Annotated in this window: 22 protein-coding genes and 1 pseudogene; 18 read left to right on the top strand and 5 right to left on the bottom strand. The window is 36.7% G+C overall.

Translation table 11 applies throughout. The features are described from left to right. Window positions 1–80 precede the first annotated feature (80 nt). From PCY10_RS03000 to PCY10_RS02970, 7 genes and pseudogenes are all read left to right on the top strand, one after another. Window positions 81–569: a DUF5590 domain-containing protein gene (locus PCY10_RS03000; RefSeq protein WP_037582711.1), complete on the top strand. Its 489-nt coding sequence runs from the start codon at window positions 81–83 to the stop codon at window positions 567–569. Beyond that, the gene (locus PCY10_RS02995; protein ID WP_301558810.1) at window positions 566–1,744 is read left to right on the top strand and encodes a pyridoxal phosphate-dependent aminotransferase; all 1,179 of its coding nucleotides are present in this window, start codon (window positions 566–568) and stop codon (window positions 1,742–1,744) included. Before PCY10_RS03000 ends, PCY10_RS02995 begins: the two co-directional genes overlap by 4 nt. A gap of 3 nt (window positions 1,745–1,747) precedes the next feature. Beyond that, window positions 1,748–2,116, top strand: coding sequence for a VOC family protein (locus PCY10_RS02990; protein WP_301558809.1), 369 nt, complete (start codon window positions 1,748–1,750; stop codon window positions 2,114–2,116). A 19-nt stretch (window positions 2,117–2,135) separates the two neighbouring features. Next, entirely contained in the window at window positions 2,136–3,482 is a 1,347-nt protein-coding gene (asnS, locus tag PCY10_RS02985; RefSeq protein ID WP_301558808.1) for an asparagine--tRNA ligase, read from the top strand. Between the two features lie 109 nt (window positions 3,483–3,591). After that, the gene (locus PCY10_RS02980) at window positions 3,592–4,791 is read left to right on the top strand and encodes an MFS transporter (RefSeq protein ID WP_301558807.1); all 1,200 of its coding nucleotides are present in this window, start codon (window positions 3,592–3,594) and stop codon (window positions 4,789–4,791) included. A 212-nt stretch (window positions 4,792–5,003) separates the two neighbouring features. Then, complete coding sequence (locus PCY10_RS02975) at window positions 5,004–7,046, top strand: hypothetical protein (RefSeq protein ID WP_125455313.1); 2,043 nt, start codon at window positions 5,004–5,006, stop codon at window positions 7,044–7,046. Between the two features lie 795 nt (window positions 7,047–7,841). Continuing rightward, window positions 7,842–8,570: pseudogene (locus tag PCY10_RS02970) on the top strand (hypothetical protein). A 55-nt stretch (window positions 8,571–8,625) separates the two neighbouring features. Here PCY10_RS02970 and PCY10_RS02965 read toward each other — a convergent pair. From PCY10_RS02965 to PCY10_RS02955, 3 genes are all read right to left on the bottom strand, one after another. Further along, window positions 8,626–8,949 (bottom strand): nuclear transport factor 2 family protein, encoded by a 324-nt coding sequence (locus tag PCY10_RS02965; protein WP_125455311.1) that lies wholly within the window; start codon window positions 8,947–8,949, stop codon window positions 8,626–8,628. Between the two features lie 11 nt (window positions 8,950–8,960). Continuing rightward, on the bottom strand, window positions 8,961–9,413 hold the full coding sequence (locus PCY10_RS02960; protein ID WP_125455310.1) for a DUF1694 domain-containing protein: 453 nt from the start codon (window positions 9,411–9,413) through the stop codon (window positions 8,961–8,963). 102 nt (window positions 9,414–9,515) lie between these two features. Further along, window positions 9,516–10,058 carry a lipoprotein gene (locus PCY10_RS02955; RefSeq protein ID WP_003076714.1) on the bottom strand — a complete coding sequence of 181 codons (543 nt, stop codon included), beginning with the start codon at window positions 10,056–10,058 and terminating at the stop codon, window positions 9,516–9,518. 366 nt (window positions 10,059–10,424) lie between these two features. On the opposite strand from PCY10_RS02955, the gene eno reads away from it, so the two are divergent. The 4 genes from eno (at window position 10,425) to PCY10_RS02935 (ending at window position 14,104) form a co-directional block, all read left to right on the top strand. After that, window positions 10,425–11,729, top strand: a complete 1,305-nt coding sequence (eno, locus tag PCY10_RS02950; RefSeq protein ID WP_003068974.1) for a surface-displayed alpha-enolase — start codon at window positions 10,425–10,427, stop codon at window positions 11,727–11,729. A 77-nt stretch (window positions 11,730–11,806) separates the two neighbouring features. Then, a complete protein-coding gene (locus tag PCY10_RS02945) occupies window positions 11,807–12,550 on the top strand; it encodes an NAD-dependent protein deacylase (protein ID WP_125455309.1) in 744 nt (247 codons plus the stop codon). A 152-nt stretch (window positions 12,551–12,702) separates the two neighbouring features. Further along, complete coding sequence (locus PCY10_RS02940) at window positions 12,703–13,380, top strand: SatD family protein (protein WP_301558806.1); 678 nt, start codon at window positions 12,703–12,705, stop codon at window positions 13,378–13,380. Beyond that, window positions 13,373–14,104 carry a DUF3307 domain-containing protein gene (locus PCY10_RS02935; protein WP_003072796.1) on the top strand — a complete coding sequence of 244 codons (732 nt, stop codon included), beginning with the start codon at window positions 13,373–13,375 and terminating at the stop codon, window positions 14,102–14,104. Before PCY10_RS02940 ends, PCY10_RS02935 begins: the two co-directional genes overlap by 8 nt. 256 nt (window positions 14,105–14,360) lie before the next feature. Here PCY10_RS02935 and PCY10_RS02930 read toward each other — a convergent pair whose 3' ends face one another. Beyond that, entirely contained in the window at window positions 14,361–15,206 is an 846-nt protein-coding gene (locus PCY10_RS02930) for a DegV family protein (RefSeq protein ID WP_301558805.1), read from the bottom strand. A 132-nt stretch (window positions 15,207–15,338) separates the two neighbouring features. Here PCY10_RS02930 and PCY10_RS02925 point away from each other — a divergent pair, with 132 nt between their 5' ends. The 3 genes from PCY10_RS02925 to PCY10_RS02915 are packed head-to-tail and all read left to right on the top strand — an operon-like array spanning window position 15,339 to window position 17,072. Next, the gene (locus PCY10_RS02925) at window positions 15,339–15,923 is read left to right on the top strand and encodes a TetR/AcrR family transcriptional regulator (protein ID WP_301558804.1); all 585 of its coding nucleotides are present in this window, start codon (window positions 15,339–15,341) and stop codon (window positions 15,921–15,923) included. Window positions 15,924–15,939: 16 nt separating this feature from the next. Then, a complete protein-coding gene (locus PCY10_RS02920) occupies window positions 15,940–16,407 on the top strand; it encodes a cytidine/deoxycytidylate deaminase family protein (RefSeq protein ID WP_301558803.1) in 468 nt (155 codons plus the stop codon). Window positions 16,408–16,454: 47 nt separating this feature from the next. Continuing rightward, complete coding sequence (locus PCY10_RS02915; RefSeq protein ID WP_021002751.1) at window positions 16,455–17,072, top strand: hypothetical protein; 618 nt, start codon at window positions 16,455–16,457, stop codon at window positions 17,070–17,072. A gap of 423 nt (window positions 17,073–17,495) precedes the next feature. Here the strand turns inward: PCY10_RS02915 and plsY are convergent, their stop codons facing one another. Further along, window positions 17,496–18,143 (bottom strand): glycerol-3-phosphate 1-O-acyltransferase PlsY, encoded by a 648-nt coding sequence (gene plsY, locus PCY10_RS02910; RefSeq protein WP_301558802.1) that lies wholly within the window; start codon window positions 18,141–18,143, stop codon window positions 17,496–17,498. 172 nt (window positions 18,144–18,315) lie between these two features. Between plsY and parE the strand changes: the two genes are divergently transcribed. The 4 genes from parE (at window position 18,316) to PCY10_RS02890 (ending at window position 22,886) form a co-directional block, all read left to right on the top strand. Then, complete coding sequence (gene parE / locus PCY10_RS02905) at window positions 18,316–20,259, top strand: DNA topoisomerase IV subunit B (RefSeq protein WP_301558801.1); 1,944 nt, start codon at window positions 18,316–18,318, stop codon at window positions 20,257–20,259. A gap of 18 nt (window positions 20,260–20,277) precedes the next feature. Then, the gene (locus tag PCY10_RS02900; protein ID WP_096362823.1) at window positions 20,278–21,105 is read left to right on the top strand and encodes a hypothetical protein; all 828 of its coding nucleotides are present in this window, start codon (window positions 20,278–20,280) and stop codon (window positions 21,103–21,105) included. Window positions 21,106–21,301: 196 nt separating this feature from the next. Beyond that, window positions 21,302–22,042 carry a DUF6261 family protein gene (locus PCY10_RS02895; RefSeq protein WP_301558800.1) on the top strand — a complete coding sequence of 247 codons (741 nt, stop codon included), beginning with the start codon at window positions 21,302–21,304 and terminating at the stop codon, window positions 22,040–22,042. A 22-nt stretch (window positions 22,043–22,064) separates the two neighbouring features. After that, window positions 22,065–22,886, top strand: a complete 822-nt coding sequence (locus PCY10_RS02890) for an aminoglycoside 6-adenylyltransferase (protein WP_301558799.1) — start codon at window positions 22,065–22,067, stop codon at window positions 22,884–22,886. Window positions 22,887–23,153 lie beyond the last annotated feature (267 nt).

Here is a 23,153-nt window from a genome sequence, read left to right as displayed (position 1 = left end):
GTATTTTATCAATAAGTAGTAATAAAATCAAATTTTAGAAAAAGATAGAAAAAAATCCTTATTTATAGTATAATGGACGAGTGAAAAATAGAAGAAAGAATGATAGAAATTTTATTGTTTGGCAATACATTATCGGAAGTGCGATGGTTTTGACTGTTCTCACTTTCTCTTTTCTTTACATTTTAAATCTATCGATGAATCCTTATCAATCTGCTAAGGAAACAGCTAGTAAAGTTGCTCGTCAATATACAGATTTGGATGAGGTAGATCGCTTTACTATCTATAATGGTAAAAAGAGTTATTATAGTCTTTTGGGGAAAAATCGCAAAAAGACACAGCTTGCTGTTTTGATAGAAGCTGATAGTGATAAAATCTATACTTATGAGTTGTCTAAAGGAATTAGTCAAGAGAAAGCAGAAAAAATCGCTAAAGATAATGGGGCAAAACAAATTGATAAAGTAACATTTGGCTATATAGACGGCCAACCAATCTGGGAAGTCAAATCTGAAACAACCTATTACAATGTTGATTTTGAAACAGGGACTATACTCAGGAAGGAGGGATTATGATATTATCCAATCGTGTTTTAAATATGGATGAGAGCGTAACTTTAGCAGCGGCAGCGCGTGCTAAAGCCTTAAAAGAAAAAGGGGATGATATCCTTTCGTTGACATTGGGAGAGCCAGATTTTCCAACTCCGAAGAATATTCAAAATGCAGCTATCTCTTCTATAAAAACTGGTAAAGCCAGCTTTTATACGGTTACTAGTGGTCTACCTGAATTGAAAGAAGCAATTGCGGGGTATTTTGCAAAATACTATGGTTATACGATTAAACAAAATCAAGTGACTGTTGCGACAGGGGCAAAATTCTCCCTTTATACGTTTTTTATGAGTGTCATCAATCCAGGAGATGAGGCAATTATTCCGACACCGTGTTGGGTTAGTTATGGTGATCAGATTAAGATGGCAGAAGGAGTACCAGTTTTTGTTCAAACGACAGAAGCAAATCATTTTAAAGTGACTGTCGAGCAATTAGATGCTGTACGGTCAGAGAAAACGAAAGTTTTGGTGCTCAATTCTCCTTCCAATCCAACGGGGATGATTTATACAGCTAAGGAGTTGTTGACGATAGGTAATTGGGCTGTAGAGCACGATATTCTTATTTTGGCGGATGATATTTATGGTCGTTTGGTTTACAATGGAAATGAATTCACACCAATTTCGAGTCTATCTGAAGCGATCCGCAAGCAAACAATTGTAATTAATGGTGTGTCTAAGTCGTATTCAATGACAGGCTGGCGGCTTGGTTATGCTGTTGGAGATCCTGAGATTATTGCAGCCATGAGCAAGATTGCTGGACAGACAACTTCCAATCCAACTGCAGCTTCGCAATATGCAGCAATTGAAGCTCTAAAGGGTCCTCAAGATACTGTTGAAATCATGCGTCAGGCTTTTGAAGAACGTCTCAATACCATTTATCCTTTGCTTGCAGAAGTTACTGGCTTTGAAGTGGTGAAACCACAAGGAGCGTTTTACCTCTTTCCAAATGTTAAAAAAGCAATGGAGCTGAAAGGCTATTCAGATGTGACAGAGTTTACAACAGCAATCCTAGAAGAAGTAGGTGTCGCTCTTGTAACGGGTGCTGGCTTCGGTGCGCCAGAGAATGTTCGCCTGAGCTATGCGACGGATATGGGTACCTTGAAAGAGGCCGTTCATCGTATCAAGGCGTTTATGGAGGGTTAAAAAATGATCGATCATTTTACCCTTAAGGTAAAGAATTTAGAAGTTTCTAAAGCTTTCTATCAAGCCACTTTAACTCCTTTAAATTATCACCTTCAATTTGATACGGGGCAGGTCGTTAGTTTCACAGAACCGCGAGATGTGGATCCAGGTGGTGATTTTTGGTTAAATGTTGGTCAACAAGAGCCGATGCATTTTGCCTTTAGTGCTCAAACTTGTCAAGAAGTAGATGCTTTCTATCAAGCAGCTTTGGCTGCTGGAGGAAAGGATAATGGTGCACCTGATGAACGTAAAAATTACCATGTGGGATACTATGCGGCCTTTGTGATAGACCCAGACGGGAACAACATTGAGGCTGTTTATCATAAAAAATAAAATAGAAAAGAGAAAAAACGTGTCAAATAAATATGTATCAATTATTGATGTTAAACATCATGTCGGAGAAGAAGTAACAATTGGCGCTTGGGTTGCCAATAAATCAGGCAAAGGGAAGATTGCCTTCCTTCAGTTGCGCGATGGAACAGCCTTTTTTCAAGGAGTTGCCTTCAAACCAAACTTTATTGAAAAATTCGGTGAAGAAGTGGGACTAGAGAAGTTTGATACGATTAAACATCTAAGTCAGGAAACAGCTGTCTATGCGACAGGGATTGTAAAAGAAGATGAGCGTTCTAAGTTTGGTTATGAGCTAGATATCACAGACATTGAAGTCATCGGTGAATCTCAAGACTACCCAATCACACCAAAAGAGCATGGAACTGATTTTTTGATGGATCACCGTCATTTATGGCTTCGTTCACGTAAGCAAATGGCAATTATGCAAATCCGTAATGCAATTATCTATGCTTCTTATGAATTTTTTGATCAAAATGGTTTTATCAAATTTGATAGTCCGATTTTGTCGGGAAATGCTGCAGAAGATTCAACAGAGCTTTTTGAAACGGATTATTTTGGAACTCCGGCCTTTCTAAGTCAATCTGGCCAGCTTTACTTAGAGGCGGGTGCCATGGCACTTGGTCGTGTATTTGATTTTGGCCCTGTTTTTCGTGCTGAAAAATCTAAAACACGTCGCCATTTGACAGAATTCTGGATGATGGATGCAGAATATCCATTTGTTACACATGAAGAATCACTTGATCTTCAAGAGGCTTATGTCAAAGCTTTAATTCAAGGTGTTCTGGATCGTGCACTACATGCGCTTGAAGTGTTGGAACGTGATACTGATCTTCTTAAAAAATACGTGGCAGAACCATTCAAACGTATTTCTTACGATAAAGTTATTGATCTCTTACAAGATCATGAAAACGATGAAGATGCAGAGTATGAACATATCGAACGAGGTGATGATTTCGGCTCACCTCACGAAACTTGGATTTCAAACTATTTTGGTCTACCAACTTTCGTCGTGAACTACCCTGCCAGTTTCAAGGCTTTCTACATGAAACCTGTTCCCGGAAACGAAGAACGTGTGCTTTGTGCAGATCTTTTGGCGCCAGAAGGCTATGGAGAAATCATTGGTGGTTCAGCTCGTGAAGAAAACTATGAAAAATTGTTGAGGAAGATTGAAGAAAATGGTTTGAATCCTAAAGATTATGCTTTTTATCTTGATCTTCGTAAATATGGTTCGGTTCCTCATGCTGGATTTGGACTTGGCTTGGAGAGAATGGTGACATTTGTCGCAGGAACGAAACACATTCGTGAAGCCATTCCGTTTCCACGTATGCTTCACAGAATTGAACCTTAAGAAATGTAAAAACGCCTGTTGGCGTTTTTTTAGAAATAAAATATATGGAAAATGACTAAGTAAGAAAATGAGACGAAATGTTCAGTTTCTGCTTACTCAAGGAAAAAATATGATTATATTTAGGAGAAGTTACAAAAGAAATATCCCTCTCATGGCTGGAGTGGAGTTTTTAGGATTTTTTGGCATTACGAGTTTTTGGATCTTATTTCTCAACCAAAATGGAATGTCTTTATTACAAATTGGACTTTTAGAGAGTATTTTTCATACAACTGGGATCATTTTTGAAATTCCGTCAGGTATGTTAGCAGACAGGTTTTCTTATAAGGCTAATCTGTATATCAGCCGTTTAACAAGTATTTTGTCATCTGTTTTGATGTTGACAGGACAGGGAAATTTTTGGATATATGCAATTGCAATGATAATCAATGCGTTATCCTATAATTTTGACTCAGGAACGAGCTCTGCACTTTTATATGACTCTGCTGTAGAAGCTGACTTAAAAGATTATTATTTGAAAATATCAAGCTTGATGTCAGGTGTCTCAGAAGCAGCAATTTCTTTAGGAACAGTATTAGCTGGATTGTTTGTGCATGGATATTTGTATGTCACTTATTATATTATGATTGCAGTTTCGATTCTTGTTTTAATCTTGATTTGGTTAATAAAGGAACCAGATATGAAAAGGCAAACTGATGAAGTGGTCACGATAAAGAAAATCATTCTGATAGTCAAAAAAGAAATAAAAAGCAATCCCAGTCTTTTTATGTGGATGATGACATTTCAATTTGTTGGAACAATGATGTGCATGTTTTATTTTTATTATCAAAAACAATTACCAGATTTAGTTGGATGGCAAATTTCAACAGTCATGTTGATTGGTAGCGTCTTAAATATTTTAGCGGTTTCTATCGCCAGTAAGATTGGGGAAATGTGGCATTCTTTTCGGCTCTTTCCAATAGTTGTCAGTTTAACAGGAGTAGCTTATGTACTGTCAGCTTTAGGAACGTCATTCATGTACATTCTTATTTATCTTACAATCAATGCCTTGTATGCTATGTATCAACCGATTTTTTATAATGATTTGCAACAATATTTACCAAGTTCAGCCAGAGCGACTATGTTAAGTGTTGCTTCAATGATGTTCAGTTTAAGCATGATTATCATTTTTCCGATTGTTGGTTGGCTGATTGACAGTTTTGGCTTTGATCAGACTTTTATTGGATTAGGGCTAGTTCTTATCTTACTAACGCCGCTTTTAGTGATTGCTTTTCAAGTGATTCGTAAAAGATTAAATATAATCAAGATTTAGTTTTTCTACGAGCGGTATTTTTCAGTCTTATATAAATTATAGTATTTCACATCAACTGCTCCAAACTTTTGACATATTCCCGATAACGTTGCTCCTGCAGCTGGTAAATGTGCTAGGAGAAAAACACTTATCAAGTAATGGTAAAAAGCTGATGAGGCTCTTTCCTTATTTTTCTTTCAATTTATGCTACAATGAGATGAAGGAGTTTCAAAATGAAAAAAGTTTTAAGTGCTCTCGCTAAGCTAATCCCCTACATTCCCTTGATTATTTTTCTTATGACCATTTTCTACGGACTTTTACATATAGATTTTGGTGATAGCCCTGATTCAGCACATTCAAGCTATGGTTGGTTCTTTCTGTTTTGGTTTTATTTACCAACACTTGCTATTTATATTTTCAGTTTATTGGCCAATTTGATTCGAGGGGTTCAATACCTACTGAAAGGCGGTAGCAAGGTCAAAATAAGTCTGTCTATAGCCTATATGGCGACGATTGTACTGATTGGTTGGGCACTCTTTGCTTCTCAAACGGTACTGATTTTTGGATTTTATGTTGTGCAGAGAGTTGCTGGCTGGAGCTTTATCTTCCTCTTATTGTTGCTTCCTTTCTTTGACAGACTTTACCAAAAGGATGGTTTGTCAAAGAAAAGTAATCAGTTAATTTTGGTATGTCTTTTAATAGGAACTATCCTTCCTATGGTTTATTCAAAAGTTCAGACAAAGCTATCCGACAATGTTTATACAAAACAATTGGAGCAATTTTACCGCTCTAAAGGCTTGAAATATGATGTCACTATGAAAGAACATTGGTTTGAGTCTGATAGGGCCTTTTTCAAGGTAACAGATGAGGGAGTAGATTTACTGGTGACCGCTGAGTATTCTGGTAAAAAGCTTGAAAAAGTTGACTTTGTTAATGAATCTTACGGTTTAAATATTCTGCTGGGAATCAGTGCAGGAAGTCAGGATGGGCAGGCTATTCTGAAAGAATTCAAGTCTGCTGTAGAAAAAGCAGTTAAAAAGTCTGGTGGGAACGCCAAGGTCAGATACGATAAAGAGTTATCTTATAATCGCCCACAATTTAGTATGTCAACGAATTATCAACTAACCTCGGTCTTGCAAGAAAAAGCTGCTCAAAATAGAAAATCTAAGAACAGCAAGAAACGAGCTTTCAATGGCTATGCGGCTATTTCTATTAAGGATTATATAAAAGAAGGAGCCTTGATGCCAGAGTTGGAATTGGAAGATGGAGCACATATGAACTGGGAAGAAGAGGCTGATTTTTCGAAGCTGCCAGATGGAACTTACATCGTTGATGCCCAACCTTATGTTGTCTCCAAGGGAAAAATCATAAGCCGACCAATAAAAATTTCTCGTCAATCGATAACTGCTGCCACAGAGAAGGAAGCTTCTTCGTCCTCTAGTGATTATTATGATATTAAGGACATTAAGCTTAAAACGGGCAGGGAGAAATCATCACCCTCAATTCAGGCCCTCCAAGCTATTCAGAATTATTTGAAAGCAGATGGGCAAGACTTGGCTGTTAAGATCATTAGTCCAGTCACTGCAGAAGGGGAGCAGATTGCTGTGTTGAAGCAAGGAAACCTGCAAGTGCCGGCTAAATTTAAGATTGAGAATGGCAAGGTTACATCGTCTACCTTTAGCAATTTTAGCAAACCTTATGATCATGCTCTGCTAATGAGGTCAGTTGTTGAAACTAAGGAAGCAAAAGATTTTCTGAACCAATACTGGAAAGTTTTTGCTAACGCAGCTTCACAAACCAAGTACAGCAAAAAAATCAAACAACTGCCGCAGAAAATCTCGCTGACCTATACTGGCTATGGCTTCCTCAATATGACGGACACTGCTCTCCAGAAAGCGCAAGCTTTTAAAAATTCTCCCGATAAGAAACAGTCGGCTTTTAATGGCTTAGGTGGTTTGACTATCAAAGATTTGGTGGCAGCAGAAGTTTTGGTTCCTATGGCTTATCTGGATATACCTAATGAGCTTCTGGGTGATAATTATGAAAATTATCAGCTTATTCGTAACGAGGTATCGTCCAAGATAGACGGCAGTCAGCTGCCGGATGGTATTTATGCTGTTGATATCAACATGATTCGCGTCAAAGACGGCAAAGTTACCCTTTTGACAGTTGAAGAAGTTCCACATAGTGAACTAATTGAATTGCCAAGCAGTCAGGATTTTGATGATTTATCTCAAGAAGAATGGAAGGAAAATCACACTCTTAAATCAAATTAGACTTATTTGTCGCCCTTTTGATAATCATTTTTATCCATTTTCAACTGTAGTTATTTAGTTTGTTATGACTTAACATCGTGAGAAGATGATTTTTAGCTTGCTAAAAAGCCATCATATGATGGCTTTTTTGATATACTAGGAATAAATACCCATACTGACAAAATATATCCAAGGCAGCTTTTACGAAGAGAAACTGAAACACCGCGCTCTTTGGGATGATGACTAGAACGGGAAATCATGTTCTGTAAGAAATAGCGTAAGAGACGTAGGAATGTAGAATCTTGATAAATGCGGTGAAAGCAGACTAGCGGATTGAGTTGGGTAAAGACTTCTAAATAAATGGTACATTTACTCACCTGTAGCCAAAACAAATCTTGAAATTCTTCTTTCAATTCGGCTAGATGTTGATAGATAGTCTTCTCGCTTAAACTGGTGATTGTGCGAGCTGTTTGATGTCTAATGTCTGAAACTCCAGCAGAATTTGCAACATTTCCGCTTTGTTTAAAATTGTTTCTTCCAAATAGTGATCTAACATAAATTTCCCCCTATTCTCAAAATTACCATAAAGGAAAAGAAATTGTCAACTAGAATTTGAAAGCAAGCAGAGGCGACAGATGGTTTGAGAAACGGGTGAGGACTGAAAAGACGAGCTTTGACTGCGATTGTCTCAATTTAGGTTTCATTTTTGTGCTTTTTTTGAGACGAGTGGTTGAATGAAAAAGTGATGGTGAAACTAAAAACGACATTTTTTAAAGTTTCTGGTATAATTTTATGGAATGATAGGAGGAAAATATTGTGCGCGATAATCATCTTCATACTTAATTTTCTTACAATTCAGATGCTGATTTTAGAGATGACTTAGAACATGATGATGGAGAAATTGTGACGGCTGAACATCTGGATTTCTCTAATCTCATCCGTATGATGGGGGTCTTCTCACGATGATATTCCTGATTATGGGGCTTAGACTAGAAAAATAGCTTCTTTTAATCAGAAATACGGAAATCTGCTCTTATGGATCGTGTAAGAAAAATATTTTTGCTTTTTTAGAAGTAACAGATTATGATTTGAAACTTTTATTTATTCATCACACTGGGAAATTTAATTATTTAGAAGATCCTGTTTTGCAATGTGACAAAATGAAAGTTATTCCAATTTACTTTAAAGAATTAGAAGAAGCTATTGAAAATATTCCAGCGCATATTTTGGCTCATTTTGACTATGGTTTTCGCAAGTTTGATGTGACGGTCGAAGAACTGAAAGACTTTGAACCTCAACGTCCTGCCCGCCCTCTTTCGCAAAATGATAGAGTACAACTTGACTTTTAAACTGAATTGCAAGTCTATGTATTTCTATTATTATGAAGATATTTATATCTATGCTCTATCTTTGGTGAAAGAATTGGGAGGAACAAAGTGTTCTGTTAGCTTAGATGCCTATAAGTTAGAACATTTTCATTTGAATTTTGACCGCATCAACCAAATCCTAACGGCATTTGTCATAGGCGAAGGAGAGCTGTTATAAAAAATAAGGCTAGGATATTATTTCCTAGCCTTATACGTTTGTTTCTCAAAAATTATCATAGTAAATATTCATATTCTCTGATAATTAAATCATTTTCAAATTCAAAAATATCACAGGATAGTTGACCAAAATCATTTTTGAGAATAGTAACAATCCGATTTTCGTCTGTTGAAAAGGTATGTAAACAGGAAAATTGAATGGTGTTATGATGATAGGCTTGTTGAATCTTAGAAAGGTAATCTTCTATTCCACGAATAACAGAAACCTTTTGCTCATGCAATTCCCAGATGATTTTAGGATGTAAAAATTTTTGGTAAGTTTTCCAATCTCTTTGATTTTCCGCTCGAAAGAACAAGGTTAATGTTTCTAAATTTGTCATTAGTGACCTCCTTAATGAAACAATCTTTTCCAAAAAGAAGGTTTCTTTTCTGCTTGTTGGGGTAAATCTGATTGGAAAAGTTCAGAAAATTGGATAAGAATTTCTTTTTCGGTAATCTCTACTGGATGATCGCTGTGAATGACCAAACCAAATGGAGAATTCTGGCAGTTACTAGACACGATTGTTGCTTTGCAACCGAGATCTTTTGCTATTTTTAAGTAAAAAATTTGATATTGGCTGGTGACTGCAGGAGATATTTTCACAGTTACAGGCTGATAGTCCGAGCTAATTTTTTGCAAAATTTCTTTAAAGTGGCTGTGGATAAGGGTACTATTAGCTTCATCAATGCTACATTCTGCAATGACCCGTTCCTCAAATGTTTCTAAAAATTTTCTTTGCTCATCAGGTTTTAATGTTAAGCCCCCTTGAGATTTTTCTATTAGTGCTTTATTTATATCTGTCATAAGAAAATTGTATCATAAAAGAAATGTTTCTCAAAGGATGATATTTACATCTGGGATTAAAAACTCCCGTTTCTAAAAGAAACGAGAAGATAAGACTCTAAATTATTTATTTTTTTTGATAAATTCTAAAATATCACTGATTTTTTTATCATAGTCTGAAATAGTTGAAAGTCCTTTTTCAGATAGATACTTATTTAGCTCATCTGCTCCATTTCCTGTTTTAATAGAACCACTTGCTGTTGTTACGACATACGTTCCGTTAGATTTAAATGCAATGTTGTCACCTGAAGCAAGAACAATGGCATATGAACCATCACCATTCTTTGTGATTGTTGAGCCGTTAGCTTCATGGATTGCATATGACTTCTTATCATCATTATAGGTAATGGTCATTCCATTGCTGTTAGTCAGCTTGAAGTCTTTACCATTAACAGTAATTTTGCTACCATCAGAGTAAGTAAGGAAGCCGGTATTTTCTTTTGAAGAAGATTCAGTTGTTTTTTCTTCTGTAGAAGAAGATTTACTTGAAGAAGTTGTCTTCTCTGTTGTAGAAGAAGACTGACTTGTTGAATTGTTTTTTTGACCACAAGCAGTCAATAGAAGGGCAGATGTAAGTATAGCAGTAAGTAAGAATTTCTTTTTCATTCTTAACCTCCTAAAATTTTCTTATTTTTAAACATAGTAACAAAAAAGAATAAAAAATTAAAGAAAAAACTGGAGTTGACACAAAAAAAGTAAAATATATTACCAAAACATTATAAAATCGATAAACCGGTTGTACATTTGAAGCCTAAAACGAAAGCTAGGAAATGCTCAGTGACATTTCGTGAAGAGATAGTTTTTGCTATTTTCAGTATAATGATTACTAAAGTAAATTACATACTAAAATTGTAATCGTTTTCTTTAAATATCTTGATTTATTTTTACTAGAATGTCTATTTTTCCTTGAAAAAACCTGATTTTTAAGGTATCATAGGAATGTAAATAAAATAACTCAAAGGAGAGTAAAAAATGTCAATTATTACTGATGTTTACGCTCGCGAAGTCCTAGACTCACGCGGTAACCCAACACTTGAAGTAGAAGTTTATACTGAATCAGGTGCTTTCGGACGTGGTATGGTTCCATCTGGAGCTTCTACTGGTGAACACGAAGCAGTTGAGCTTCGTGATGGTGACAAATCTCGTTACGGTGGTCTTGGTACACAAAAAGCTGTTGACAACGTAAACAATATCATTGCTGAAGCAGTTATTGGTTATGACGTTCGCGATCAACAAGCTATTGACCGTGCAATGATTGCACTTGATGGTACTCCAAATAAAGGTAAATTGGGTGCAAATGCAATCCTTGGTGTATCTATTGCTGTGGCACGTGCTGCTGCTGATTACCTTGAAATTCCACTTTATAGCTACCTTGGCGGATTCAATACTAAAGTTCTTCCAACTCCTATGATGAATATCATTAATGGTGGTTCTCACTCAGATGCTCCAATTGCTTTCCAAGAATTTATGATTGTACCTGCTGGTGCACCTACATTCAAAGAAGCTCTTCGTTGGGGTGCTGAAATTTTCCATGCTCTTAAGAAAATCCTTAAATCTCGTGGCCTTGAAACAGCTGTTGGTGACGAAGGAGGATTTGCTCCTCGTTTTGATGGGACTGAAGATGGTGTAGAAACAATTCTTGCTGCTATTGAAGCTGCTGGTTATGTTCCTGGTAAAGATGTATTCCTTGGATTCGACTGTGCATCATCAGAATTCTACGACAAAGAACGTAAAGTTTATGATTACACTAAATTTGAAGGTGAAGGAGCTGCAGTTCGCACAGCTGATGAACAAATTGACTATCTTGAAGAATTGGTAAACAAATATCCAATTATCACTATTGAAGATGGTATGGATGAAAATGACTGGGATGGTTGGAAGAAGCTTACTGAACGTCTTGGTAAAAAAGTACAACTTGTTGGTGATGACTTCTTCGTAACAAATACTTCATATCTTGAAAAAGGTATCAATGAAGCTTGTGCTAACTCAATCCTTATCAAAGTGAACCAAATTGGTACCCTTACTGAAACATTCGACGCTATTGAAATGGCGAAAGAAGCTGGTTATACTGCCGTTGTATCACACCGTTCAGGTGAAACTGAAGATTCAACAATCGCTGACATCGCAGTTGCAACTAACGCAGGACAAATCAAGACTGGTTCACTTTCACGTACAGACCGTATCGCTAAATACAACCAATTGCTTCGTATCGAAGACCAACTTGGTGAAGTAGCTGAATATCGTGGTTTGAAATCTTTCTATAACTTGTCAAAATAATTCAGTTATAATACGAATCGGCTAGTGAAACTAGTCGATTTTTTCTTTATTGTATCGATAAATTTTAGGAGGATAATATGGATAAAATTGAAGAACTTGCTCGTATTATTCGAAATAGCCAAAATATAGTATTTTTTGGTGGTGCAGGTGTTTCAACCGAATCTGCCATTCCAGATTTTCGTAGTTCTAATGGTATTTACAATATTGAATTAAATCAACACTTCACAGCAGAACAACTAGTTTCCTATACAATGTTTGAACATTATCCAAAGCAGTTTTTTGATTTTTACAAGAAATATCTCATTTATCCTGATGCTAAACCAAATGTAGCACATATCTATTTAGCTCATTTAGAGAATGTAGGAAAACTCAAAGCGATTATCACACAAAATATTGATAGTTTACACGAGATGGCAGGAAGTAAAAATGTATTGAAACTACATGGTAGTGTAGACCGTAATTATTGTACCAATTGTCATCGTTTTTATGATTTAAAGGATTTTTTGAAATTGTTTGGAAGTATTCCTTATTGTGAGACTTGTGGCCACATCGTTAAGCCAGATGTGACTCTTTATGAGGAATCTCTGGATATGACCGTTTTTAATCAGGCAATTCAGGCTATTAGTCGAGCAGATCTGCTCATTATTGGTGGAACTTCGTTAGTTGTTTATCCTGCGGCTAGTTTGGTTCAGTATTTTCAAGGAAGACAGCTAGTCGTTATCAATAAAAGTAAAGTGGTACATGATAATCAAGCTAGCTTAATCATCGAGGGTAAGATTGGCGAGGTGTTCAGTAAAGTATGGAAATTAATGGATAATTGATTCGAAAATCAGCAAATGTATGGCATTTAACTGTATTTTTTAAAAAAGGTAAAATTTTAAAAATGTCCTTTATAATGGAAATTTCTGAAAATGTCCTTTATAATGGAAATTTTTTAAAATTTCCATTATAATAGACAAAAAGGAGTGAAAAGATGATGTATATTGCTCTTATTGGAGATATTATTGAATCAAAAAAAATACAGGATCGAGCACAGGTACAACAGCAGTTATTACGATTGATGAAAGAGCTGAATTGGCAATATCAGGACTATTTAATTTCCCCTTTTACAGTCACAACTGGAGATGAATTTCAAGCCTTGTTCTCACCGAATTCCTATATGTTTCAAATCATAGATCAGCTTTCTGTTGCATTTTCTCCTTATGAAATTCGATTCGGTATTGGTGTTGGAGAAATGGTTACAGAAATCAATAAAGAACAAAGTATAGGTTCTGATGGTCCTGCATATTGGTTGGCGAGAGAAGCCATTAATCATATCCACGACAAGAATGATTATGGCATTAATCACATTTCAGTTTTTTTGGCAGATGAAGAAGTCACCTGGACTGTCAATGCTATGTTAGCTGCGTGTTCTTTTATTCAGTCCAAGTGGACAGAAGTTCAATATGATGTACTCAAACAATTACTGACTGAAAATATATATGATGAAACATTTTCGCATAAAGAAATGGCAAGATCGCTCGGTATTACTCCAAGTGCTTTTAATAAACGTATCAAAGCAAGTGGTCTAAAAATTTATCTCAGAAATAAACGAGTTGCTATGAATCAGATATTAAAAGAGATAGCAAAGGAGGAGAGTAGGCATGTCTAAGTTGTGGGGGTTTTCAGATTTCTTCTTGCAAAATCCAATCTTACTATTAACGTTGATAGCTCATGTTTTAGCTGATTTTCAATGGCAGAGTCAAAAAATAGCCGACTTAAAAAGTCGGAAATTACCATATTTAATGTTACATCTAATCATTGTTTTTCTTCCATTGCTAATGTTGAGTGTTCTTTTTCCAAAAAACAGTTTGTATTTTGTTACTGTTTGGATTAGTCATGCAGTGATTGATTTCTTGAAATACAAGTTCAATACTTTCATAGAAATAAAAAGATTTACTAAACAAGTTTTTATTGTTGACCAATTACTGCATCTAATTTGTATTTTTCTTTTTTACGTTTTATTAGCAAGCAAAATAAATCCACTCTGGCTAAAAAATAGTGCTGCAGTAGTTCAGACGCTTTTATTTTTAGCAGTAGTTGGAAAACCGATTAATATTTTATTTAAACTTTTCTTCAGTAGGTATCAGTCAAAAGGAAATAATCAAGAGACTATAGCAGGTGCGGGAGCAATGATTGGGATTTTAGAGCGTTATATTATGGCTCTATCTCTCATATTTGGACAGTTCGCTTCAGTTGGCTTAGTTTTTACTGCTAAGTCAATTGCACGTTATAATAAAATTTCTGAAAGTCAATCCTTTGCAGAATACTATCTTATCGGCTCGCTTTTTAGCATGATTAGTGTGCTAATTGTTTTTGGCTTGCTCTATTTGTAAATAGTACAAGCCAAAAGTTTCCAATTTTAAGGTAGAAGGTGTAAGAAATTGAAGACGAAGCGATTGACTGAGTAATCTATCATGCAGAGATTGCAGACAAGAATTGCGAAGCAGATTGTTTTTTTCAATCTTAGACAAGTCGACAGTCCAGTCTCCCAAATAGTCTTGCTCCTGATATCAATTTGGCTCAGCTGATATTTGTTTGTAGATGATTAGGTTAGTGGCAAGGTTATCTGTATGAATCGTTTTTGTTATCTTATTGAATTTCATAGCCCAAGAGAAGACCATTTTCCTCAGCGTAAAAACTGCACAGGCCAGAAGTTGGAATAACTTCAATAACAGCTTGAGGAAATTTTTCTCGCACCATTTCGGAAAATTGCTGACAAAACTTAGGGTTATTTCGATGAGCAATAATGATTTGGCCACCTGCATAGCCCGCTTTTATGAGTTCATCAAAAGCTGCAATGAGTGATTTTTTTGCACCACGCGCCTTTTGAAGTAACTCTAGCTTCCCGCCTTGGCTAGCTTCGCCGACCATACGGATGTTAAGTAATCCTACAACAGCTCCGACTAATTTGCTTAGTCGCCCATTTTTGACTAAGTTGTCAACTTTTGTAAGAACAAAAAGTAACTTTGTTTTTGTTTGATAGGTTGTAATTTCTGTCACGACTTCTTCATAACTCAAACCTTGATCAATAAGAAAATTCAGTTTTTTGATGATCAAGTCATTCTCGCCGCCTGCAGAAAGAGTATCAATAATATGAATATTCACATTAGGATGTTCTTCTAGATAAAGTTTTTTAGCCACTTGTGCGCTATTATGACTTCCTGATAAGGTTCCTGTAATAGTGACCACAAAAATATTTGAAGCGCCATCAAAAGCCTTCATGTAGTCATCTGGACTAGGGCAGGCTGATTTTGAAGCAGAAGAAGTGGCATACATTTTTTCCATCATATCATCAATATTGAGCTGAGCATTATCTATAAAGATTTCATCATTTACTTGAATGGTCAAAGGAACATTTTCAAATAAGGTGTCAACAGCAATATTTTCGATAGTTCTATAATCACAACCTGAATCAGCTACAATTTTCCAAGTCATTAAATTCTCCTTTATTGGGCAGTAAATTAGTTAGACATTGACAAAAGTTTTGTCTTTTTTTACAATTATATCATGAAATCTGTGCCTTAGAAAGCCTTTACAGTCTGTTGTTACACGTAGAAAGAAAATGTTATGTCGGAACGTAAAATATCGAAAAAATCCTTAGAAAATTTAAAAATATCAAATCAGGAATCGAATCGAATTACCAAAGAATCATTGGAGATTTCTTTATTGCAATTATTGAAAAAGAAAGAGTTGACCAAAATTACTATTTCTGAATTAGTAGAGAGGGCAGGCGTTTCACGTGCAGCTTTTTATCGAAATTATGATTCAAAAGAAGAGATTTTACAAGAAATTTTTCAACGAACAGTGCAAAAGATTACCGATAAATTGGAACAATTTAATATGAGAACAGAACTTTATCAAGTATGGCTATTCTTGTTTAAAGAAGTCAAAAAAGAAGCTCGAATTGTTAGTCTAGCGATAGACTACAATTTAGAAAAACTGTTGACAAGTGCTGTGTTTGATATGTTAGAGCAACAAAATTATTCTAGAAAAGAGGCTTCAACGTACATGAATTCTTTTTGGAGTTCGGCAGTGGTTTCTGTTTTGATTAAATGGATCAAAGACGGTATGAGGGTTCCGGCAGAGAAGATTGCATCGCTCGGACTTCCGCTTTTTCCACATCGAAAGAATGGTAAATTGAGTGATGAATAAGACAATGAGGTGTAATATGGTTACAAAAAGATTGGCTTGGGATGAATATTTTGCAGCGCAAGCTCTCTTGATTGCTAATCGTTCAACCTGCAAGCGAGCGAGTGTAGGAGCGGTTATTGTAAAGGATAACAAAGTTATTTCAACAGGATATAATGGTTCTGTTTCAGGAACGGAGCACTGTATTGATCATGAATGTTTGATGGTTGATGGGCATTGTGTGAGAACCTTACATGCAGAAGTGAATGCGATTTTACAAGGTGCAGAGCGTGGAATCCCGAAAGGTTTTACTGTTTATGTCACGCATTTCCCTTGCCTCAATTGTACTAAGCAGCTTTTACAAGTTGGTTGCAAGCGAGTGGTGTATATCAATCAATACCGTATGGATGATTATGCGCGTTATTTATATAGCGAAAAGAAAGTCGAGCTAGTACATTTGCCAATTGAAAAAGTAAAAGAAATAATTTCGGAGATTGATTTAATATAACTTTTAGAGTGTAACGTTTATTTTCTATGAATACAAGGAAAGAAAATATGACAGAAGAACAACTTCAAAAAGCCTGGCAAGCATTGTTTGATGGGCAATATCATCTTGCGAAGCAATTAGTTTATCAAATAGAGCAAGACAATTATAGTACACTGAATTTAAAAGCATATATTGCTTTAGAAGAAAAAGATTTTGCGTTAGCCCGTCAATTCTTAAAAGACTATTATGCTCAAGCTGTGTCTGAAAAGAACCTAGAAGAACAGCATATAGCCTTGCATCAATTGGCTATGGTCGAGCGAGAAGAAGAACATTTTCAAAAGGCTTATGATTTGATAATGACAGAAGCTGCAATTATTACAGAGCATTTCCCTGATGATCTACTAAAGAAATCAGTCAATTTGTATGAACAAGGATATTTACAGTTCAAACTTGGAAATATTTGTCTTGCAGAAGAACTTTTACAAACAACACTAAATTTAGCATTGCAGACGGATGAGTTAATCAATCATGCTTGTGCTTATCGCGCCTTGGCCGAGGTAATGTTAGCGCAGAAAGATATAAACATGGCTAAGTCTTATGTTCAACAAGCATTAACATGTTTTGAAGAAGCGGGTGATAGGGTTGGAGCGACAGATTTAAAAGATTTGATTGCACAGATAGAGTAGCAAAATAAAAATTTTATAATGTTTGCGAGATAAGATATTCTAATGTAAAAGTTAGAGTATTTTTCTTTAGAACCGCCTATTGAACAGCAACTCCTGTTGTACAAGTAGATCCCTCTCGACTGCACAACACAAAAAACTTCAAAACCAGACTTCTAAGCAAGTGAAGTCGAATAGAATTGAACCAAAAGAACTTGCTAGAAATGGTTAGCACAGAGGTTTTCTTCATTGATTTGCTTGGTTTTGTTGTTGAAATTTTAGAATTGCCTTGTTTTAAAAAAATTCACAAAGCATAAATAAAAATGGAAGAATGTTGCTTCTTCCATTTTTATTTTGACATCATACACTTTTTACATTAGCGTAAAGTGTTGTTAGCAAATCTACAAAAATCTAATGTAGTAGGGCTGGACTCCTATGTGAATCGTTTTATTTGTTTTTAGGTTGTTGTTTTGTGATATTTAATCCGAAAGGAATGAGGTTTTCTTGTCTTATCCGAATACGCCGAATATTATCTTTGTGCCTAATGATTATGATGAGCGCTAGTACAAGCACAATCACAGTAAAGAGCGTGTCATAATGTGGTAACAGAAAGCTGAAGAGTGGAAAAATGGTAACTCCAACAATAGCTGAAATAGCAGCCGTCACACTAGAAAAAGAAATCATACTGGTCAGATACAAGCAGCTGAAGAAAATGATTGCTAAATAAGTGAAAAAGGTTGGTGAGAAGCCAAGAATAACACCTGCGCTGGTTGCAACGGCTTTGCCACCTTTAAATTCTGCGAAAATAGGGAAAGTATGCCCAAGTACGGCTAACAGGCCAAAAATAAGTGGAGAAATTCCATTTATATGAAGAAAAAGAGGGAGTAGAGTCGCAAATGTCCCTTTAAAAAAATCAAAAGCGAAGGTGATAATTCCTGCTTTTTTTCCAAGTACACGAAAGGTATTGGTTGTCCCTGTATTTCCACTTCCATATTCACGGAGATTTTTTTTGTAAAATACTTGTCCAATCCAAAGTCCGGCAGGGATTGAACCAATCAAATAAGCTACTATCAATGTAAAAACAATCTTCATCATGTTTTTATTATACCATGAATTTTAATTTTGATTGGGGAATGGTGAAGAATATTTTACAAAATTTGTCTAGGCTGAAAAATTGCTGATTTTCATACGATAATTTCTAAAAATCTTTGCAAAATTCACTAAAAACTTGTAAGATAGAAAGGATGAATGATTCAGGAGGTTCCTTGTGGTAAAAAAGGAAATCAATATTAACAATTATAATGACGATGCCATTCAAGTATTAGAAGGATTGGATGCAGTTCGTAAGCGTCCGGGTATGTATATCGGGTCAACGGATGCTACTGGGCTTCACCATTTAGTTTGGGAAATTGTTGACAATGCCGTTGATGAAGCTCTGTCTGGATTTGGTGATAAGATTGATGTAACAATTAACAAAGACGGAAGTTTAACTGTCAGTGATCACGGTCGAGGAATGCCAGTTGGTATGCACGCTATGGGAATTCCGACAGTGGAAGTTATCTTTACAGTGCTCCATGCTGGGGGCAAGTTCGGTCAGGGTGGTTACAAGACGTCCGGAGGACTCCATGGGGTCGGCTCATCTGTTGTCAATGCGCTGTCTAGTTGGTTAGAAGTTGAAATCACACGTGACGGTACAATTTATAAACAACGTTTTGAAAATGGTGGAAAGCCGGTAACGACTTTAAAGAAAATTGGTCAAACACCTAAATCAAAAACAGGCACCAAAGTGACCTTTATGCCAGACGACACAATTTTCTCAACGACAGATTTTAAATACAATACTATTTCAGAACGGCTCAATGAATCAGCCTTTCTATTGAAAAATGTTCATCTTTCTCTGACAGACGAGCGAACAGGTGAAACGGTTGATTTTCATTATGAAAATGGAGTACAAGATTTTGTTAGCTATCTAAACGAAGATAAGGAAACATTGACACCAGTTCTGTATTTCGAAGGGGAAGACGCCGGTTTTCAAGTGGAGGTTGCTCTCCAATATAACGACGGTTATTCAGATAATATCCTTTCTTTTGTTAATAACGTCCGTACTAAGGATGGTGGAACACATGAGACGGGACTTAAGTCCGCCATTACCAAGGTCATGAATGAATATGCGAGAAAGACTGGATTGCTGAAAGAAAAGGATAAAAATCTGGAAGGCTCTGACTATCGTGAGGGTCTAGCAGCTGTCCTTTCGATCTTAGTGCCGGAAGAGCATTTGCAGTTTGAGGGACAGACTAAGGACAAGTTAGGAAGCCCACTGGCTCGACCTGCAGTGGATTCGATTGTATCAGATAAGTTGACCTTCTTCTTGATGGAAAATGGTGAATTGGCTTCTAATTTGATCCGCAAAGCAATCAAAGCTCGTGATGCGAGAGAAGCTGCTCGTAAAGCTCGTGATGAAAGCAGAAATGGCAAGAAAAGCAAGAAAGATAAGGGATTACTTTCTGGCAAATTGACCCCAGCTCAGTCTAAAAATCCAGCAAAGAATGAGCTCTATCTGGTCGAAGGAGATTCTGCAGGCGGATCTGCCAAGCAGGGCCGTGACCGCAAGTTTCAGGCAATTCTGCCTCTGCGCGGCAAGGTCATCAATACCGCAAAAGCCAAAATGGCAGATATTCTCAAAAACGAAGAAATTAACACCATGATTTACACTATTGGTGCGGGTGTTGGATCAGAATTTACGCTCGAGGATGCAAACTATGACAAGATTATCATCATGACCGATGCGGATACGGACGGTGCTCATATCCAAACGCTCTTGCTGACCTTCTTTTACCGCTATATGCGTCCGCTGGTTGAAGCAGGTCATATCTATATCGCTCTGCCACCGCTTTATAAGATGTCTAAAGGCAAAGGCAAAAATGAAGTTGTCGAATATGCTTGGACAGACGGTGAGTTAGAAGATCTGCGTAAGAAATTTGGCAAAGGCGCCATGCTGCAGCGCTACAAAGGGCTTGGAGAAATGAATGCTGATCAGCTCTGGGAAACCACGATGAATCCTGAAAACAGAACCCTCATTCGCGTCACCATTGACGACTTAGCCCGTGCTGAGCGCCGCGTCAATGTCCTCATGGGAGACAAAGTCCCGCCTCGCCGTAAATGGATTGAAGATAATGTCAAGTTTACGCTGGAAGAAGCGACAGTATTCTAATATAGTATAGGAAATATTATGGCGAGACAGAATTATTTTGATATTTTGAACCGGATGGAGTTTGACCCACAGAGAGAATTGAATAATTTGATAGATTTACTGAAAATGGAGAGAAATTTCAAGAGAGGATATTATGAAACAAGTTTAAATAGTGCCATTTCTGATAATTTCTTAGATTATCCTAATCGATCAACGTTTACCAGTTATTCACAAATGATAGAAGTTATTATTTCAAACATCTATGATACAGCTGAACAACTATTTGTTTTCTCTGAGTTATTAGTTGATATATTTAATAACCTTGAGGGAAAATTTACAGAAAAAGAATGTCAGTTTATTCAAGTTGTATTTGATAACATTACAAGATTTCTAGAATTATCAAATCATGAACTGATCACTTTAGAAAATGGTGATAAGATCATCGTTGAAAAGAATGTTTATGCGTCCGAAGTTTCTCAGATTGTATCTGAATCCAATATTGAAGATGCGATAAAAGTTTTAGAATATAATCATTTTTCAAATAAAGGAGATATCCAACGCAAAAAAGAAATACTCATTTCTTTGGCAAATTACTTGGAACCGTTGAGAGATGAATTGAATGCTTTTGAAGAATTAAAAGAAGTAATGAAAGTCAATAGTAAAAAAATTATTGCAGTTGAACAACTATTTGGAATGTATAATAATTTGGGATTGAGACATAACAACGATAAGCAATATCATCTCAATATGAATGATGAGGAATTGGAACAATGGTATGATGATATTTATACTTCAACCTTGTTTGTTATTCTGAGTTTGGATGAAGCTAGGATTTTGTCAAAATTGAAAACTTTAAGAGAAGGATAATTTATCCCACACGAAGAATCACCTTCTTCACCCCTGAAACAGCAAATCACACATGAAGAATTTCTTGTTTTAGGGCAAAAAATGCAAATTACACATGTGTAATTTGCATTTTCAGAGCAAAGGACGAACGTTTACATGTGTTCTGAGTCGTTTCAGCAGCAAAAAACTAAAAAGCACATGAAGAGAAAGGAATTTTATGAAAAAAGAATATGGAATTATTAGTTTAACTGTGCGCAATTTGGAAAACAATGAATTTTCACAGCTCATGACCGAGTCGAAAGAGGCGATTGCTGCTTTTAACAAGGCGCATAAGGTGGAAAGTATTTATACGAGTAAGCTGGAAGAGATGAGCCAGCACTTGGCTAAGTTTCAGGAGGGGCTGCATCGGGCGAAAGCGAGCAGTTTGGTGACAAGTTTAGACCAAGCCGACCGCGAGCGAGACGATGCCTTGGCTACGCTGACTGCTTTGGTACGGGCATTTTCACGGGTCAAGGAGACTGCGACGAAAGAAGCCTACGACACCTTGGCGGGCTTGCTGAAAAATTATGCAGGAATTGCGGTTGCCAACTATGAAAAGGAGACCGAGGGCATTAACCACCTGCTCCAAGAGTTGAAGAAATCAAGCTATCAAACGGCATTGGCAAAACTGCACTTGGAAGAGCATGTGGAGAGTTTGGTAAATGCGCAAAAGCAATTTGAAGAAGCATACAAGGAGCGCTTGACCGAATTGAAAGGCAAAGTGCCTAGTCAAAGCAAACAACTCCGCATGCAGCTACAAGAAATCTACGATTTCCTGCTGGATTTCACCGCTATCATGACCTATGCCTACCCAGAAAGAAGCCACTATGCAGATCTTCGCGACCAACTCAATACCATTCGTAGTCGCTACAAAAAACGCAAAGCGGTGAAGGAAATGAAAGAGGCGAAGGAATTCTAGCAAAAAAGGCAGGTACTTTTCGATGAGAACAGAAACTGAAATGTTAGATTTAATTTTGAAAACCGCAGAAGCTCTACAGGTCGACGCTGTCGCCATGTCTGGCTCACGGACAAATCCAAATGCCCCTAAGGACGAGTTTCAAGACTATGATGTGGTCTACATTGTGGATAATGATAATTTAGATGATCTTGTGACTGACCTTGTTTGGTTGGACCAATTTGACAAACGCATTATCGAGCAGCATAACGTACTTGATCATCGTCGCCTCTATCTCATGCTCTTTGAAGATGGCAATCGGATAGATTTGACCCTCTGTCCCAAGGAGCACATAAAAGAATGGGTGGATAGCGAAGCGGATTTTACGGTGATACATGACCCGCAGGGGCTCTTTCAACCTTATGTACCGACGCCCAAGCGCTATTGGACGGCTCCAGCTAGTGCGACTGACTTTGACAAGTCCTGCAATGAATTTTGGTGGGTGTCAGCCTATGTGGTCAAGGGTATTCATCGAAACCACCTTGTCTATGCGATGGATCATCTGTATGGAATCTGCCAGCAAGAATTGCTCAAGCTTTTAGCTTGGCAGGTAGCAGCAGATAAGGGGACGCTTGATATTGGCAAGAACTACAAGTACCTCTTCCGGTATTTGCCAGCTGAGAAAGAGAAAGAATTTGCAGCCTTGCTTGACTTTTCTGATCAGAAAAAACTCGCCCAGTCTCTCTTGGCTACATTGAACTTCTTCCACAAAGAATCACAAAGCTTCTCGCTTAAAACTGGCTTCCCTTATGACAAAGAAACCGCAGAGAAAATGATTCAGTATGCTGAAGAGAGGCTTAGTTTCTAAAAAACGTAGCTTTTACAGTTTAGATTTACTAGTCTACCAGGCTGCCACAGACAATGTATTATCAAAAAACCTTCTTTGAAAGGAATTGAACACGCCCTAAATGCTGCGTGAAAACTCCTTATTACTAATTAAAATATATGTTTTAAATACTTTAAACTACAGAAAGGATAGTTTAGCTACTTATTAGTAACTGAACACGGGATTAATTTCTTAGGAAAAAAGATAAATCGTCTAGAACTCATCAAATCCTGTATCGATTTCCTATTT

This window comes from Streptococcus sp. SI1, from assembly GCF_030439945.1.
GTDB lineage: Bacteria > Bacillota > Bacilli > Lactobacillales > Streptococcaceae > Streptococcus > Streptococcus intermedius.
This window is presented reverse-complemented; position numbering and strand designations above follow the sequence as displayed.

Excerpts from the sequence above, each read along its gene's own strand:
- PCY10_RS02900 (WP_096362823.1), top strand. The coding sequence starts at position 20,278 with ATGGCGAGACAGAATTATTTTGATATTTTGAACCGGATGGAGTTTGAC.
- PCY10_RS02975 (WP_125455313.1), top strand. The coding sequence starts at position 5,004 with ATGAAAAAAGTTTTAAGTGCTCTCGCTAAGCTAATCCCCTACATTCCC.
- eno (WP_003068974.1), top strand. The coding sequence starts at position 10,425 with ATGTCAATTATTACTGATGTTTACGCTCGCGAAGTCCTAGACTCACGC.
- PCY10_RS02915 (WP_021002751.1), top strand. The coding sequence starts at position 16,455 with ATGACAGAAGAACAACTTCAAAAAGCCTGGCAAGCATTGTTTGATGGG.
- PCY10_RS02995 (WP_301558810.1), top strand. The coding sequence starts at position 566 with ATGATATTATCCAATCGTGTTTTAAATATGGATGAGAGCGTAACTTTA.
- PCY10_RS02965 (WP_125455311.1), bottom strand. The coding sequence starts at position 8,949 with ATGACAAATTTAGAAACATTAACCTTGTTCTTTCGAGCGGAAAATCAA.
- PCY10_RS02980 (WP_301558807.1), top strand. The coding sequence starts at position 3,592 with ATGATTATATTTAGGAGAAGTTACAAAAGAAATATCCCTCTCATGGCT.
- PCY10_RS02925 (WP_301558804.1), top strand. The coding sequence starts at position 15,339 with ATGTCGGAACGTAAAATATCGAAAAAATCCTTAGAAAATTTAAAAATA.
- PCY10_RS02935 (WP_003072796.1), top strand. The coding sequence starts at position 13,373 with ATGTCTAAGTTGTGGGGGTTTTCAGATTTCTTCTTGCAAAATCCAATC.
- PCY10_RS02890 (WP_301558799.1), top strand. The coding sequence starts at position 22,065 with ATGAGAACAGAAACTGAAATGTTAGATTTAATTTTGAAAACCGCAGAA.
- PCY10_RS02945 (WP_125455309.1), top strand. The coding sequence starts at position 11,807 with ATGGATAAAATTGAAGAACTTGCTCGTATTATTCGAAATAGCCAAAAT.
- plsY (WP_301558802.1), bottom strand. The coding sequence starts at position 18,143 with ATGATGAAGATTGTTTTTACATTGATAGTAGCTTATTTGATTGGTTCA.
- PCY10_RS02895 (WP_301558800.1), top strand. The coding sequence starts at position 21,302 with ATGAAAAAAGAATATGGAATTATTAGTTTAACTGTGCGCAATTTGGAA.
- PCY10_RS02940 (WP_301558806.1), top strand. The coding sequence starts at position 12,703 with ATGATGTATATTGCTCTTATTGGAGATATTATTGAATCAAAAAAAATA.
- PCY10_RS02930 (WP_301558805.1), bottom strand. The coding sequence starts at position 15,206 with ATGACTTGGAAAATTGTAGCTGATTCAGGTTGTGATTATAGAACTATC.
- PCY10_RS02990 (WP_301558809.1), top strand. The coding sequence starts at position 1,748 with ATGATCGATCATTTTACCCTTAAGGTAAAGAATTTAGAAGTTTCTAAA.
- PCY10_RS02960 (WP_125455310.1), bottom strand. The coding sequence starts at position 9,413 with ATGACAGATATAAATAAAGCACTAATAGAAAAATCTCAAGGGGGCTTA.
- PCY10_RS02955 (WP_003076714.1), bottom strand. The coding sequence starts at position 10,058 with ATGAAAAAGAAATTCTTACTTACTGCTATACTTACATCTGCCCTTCTA.
- PCY10_RS02920 (WP_301558803.1), top strand. The coding sequence starts at position 15,940 with ATGGTTACAAAAAGATTGGCTTGGGATGAATATTTTGCAGCGCAAGCT.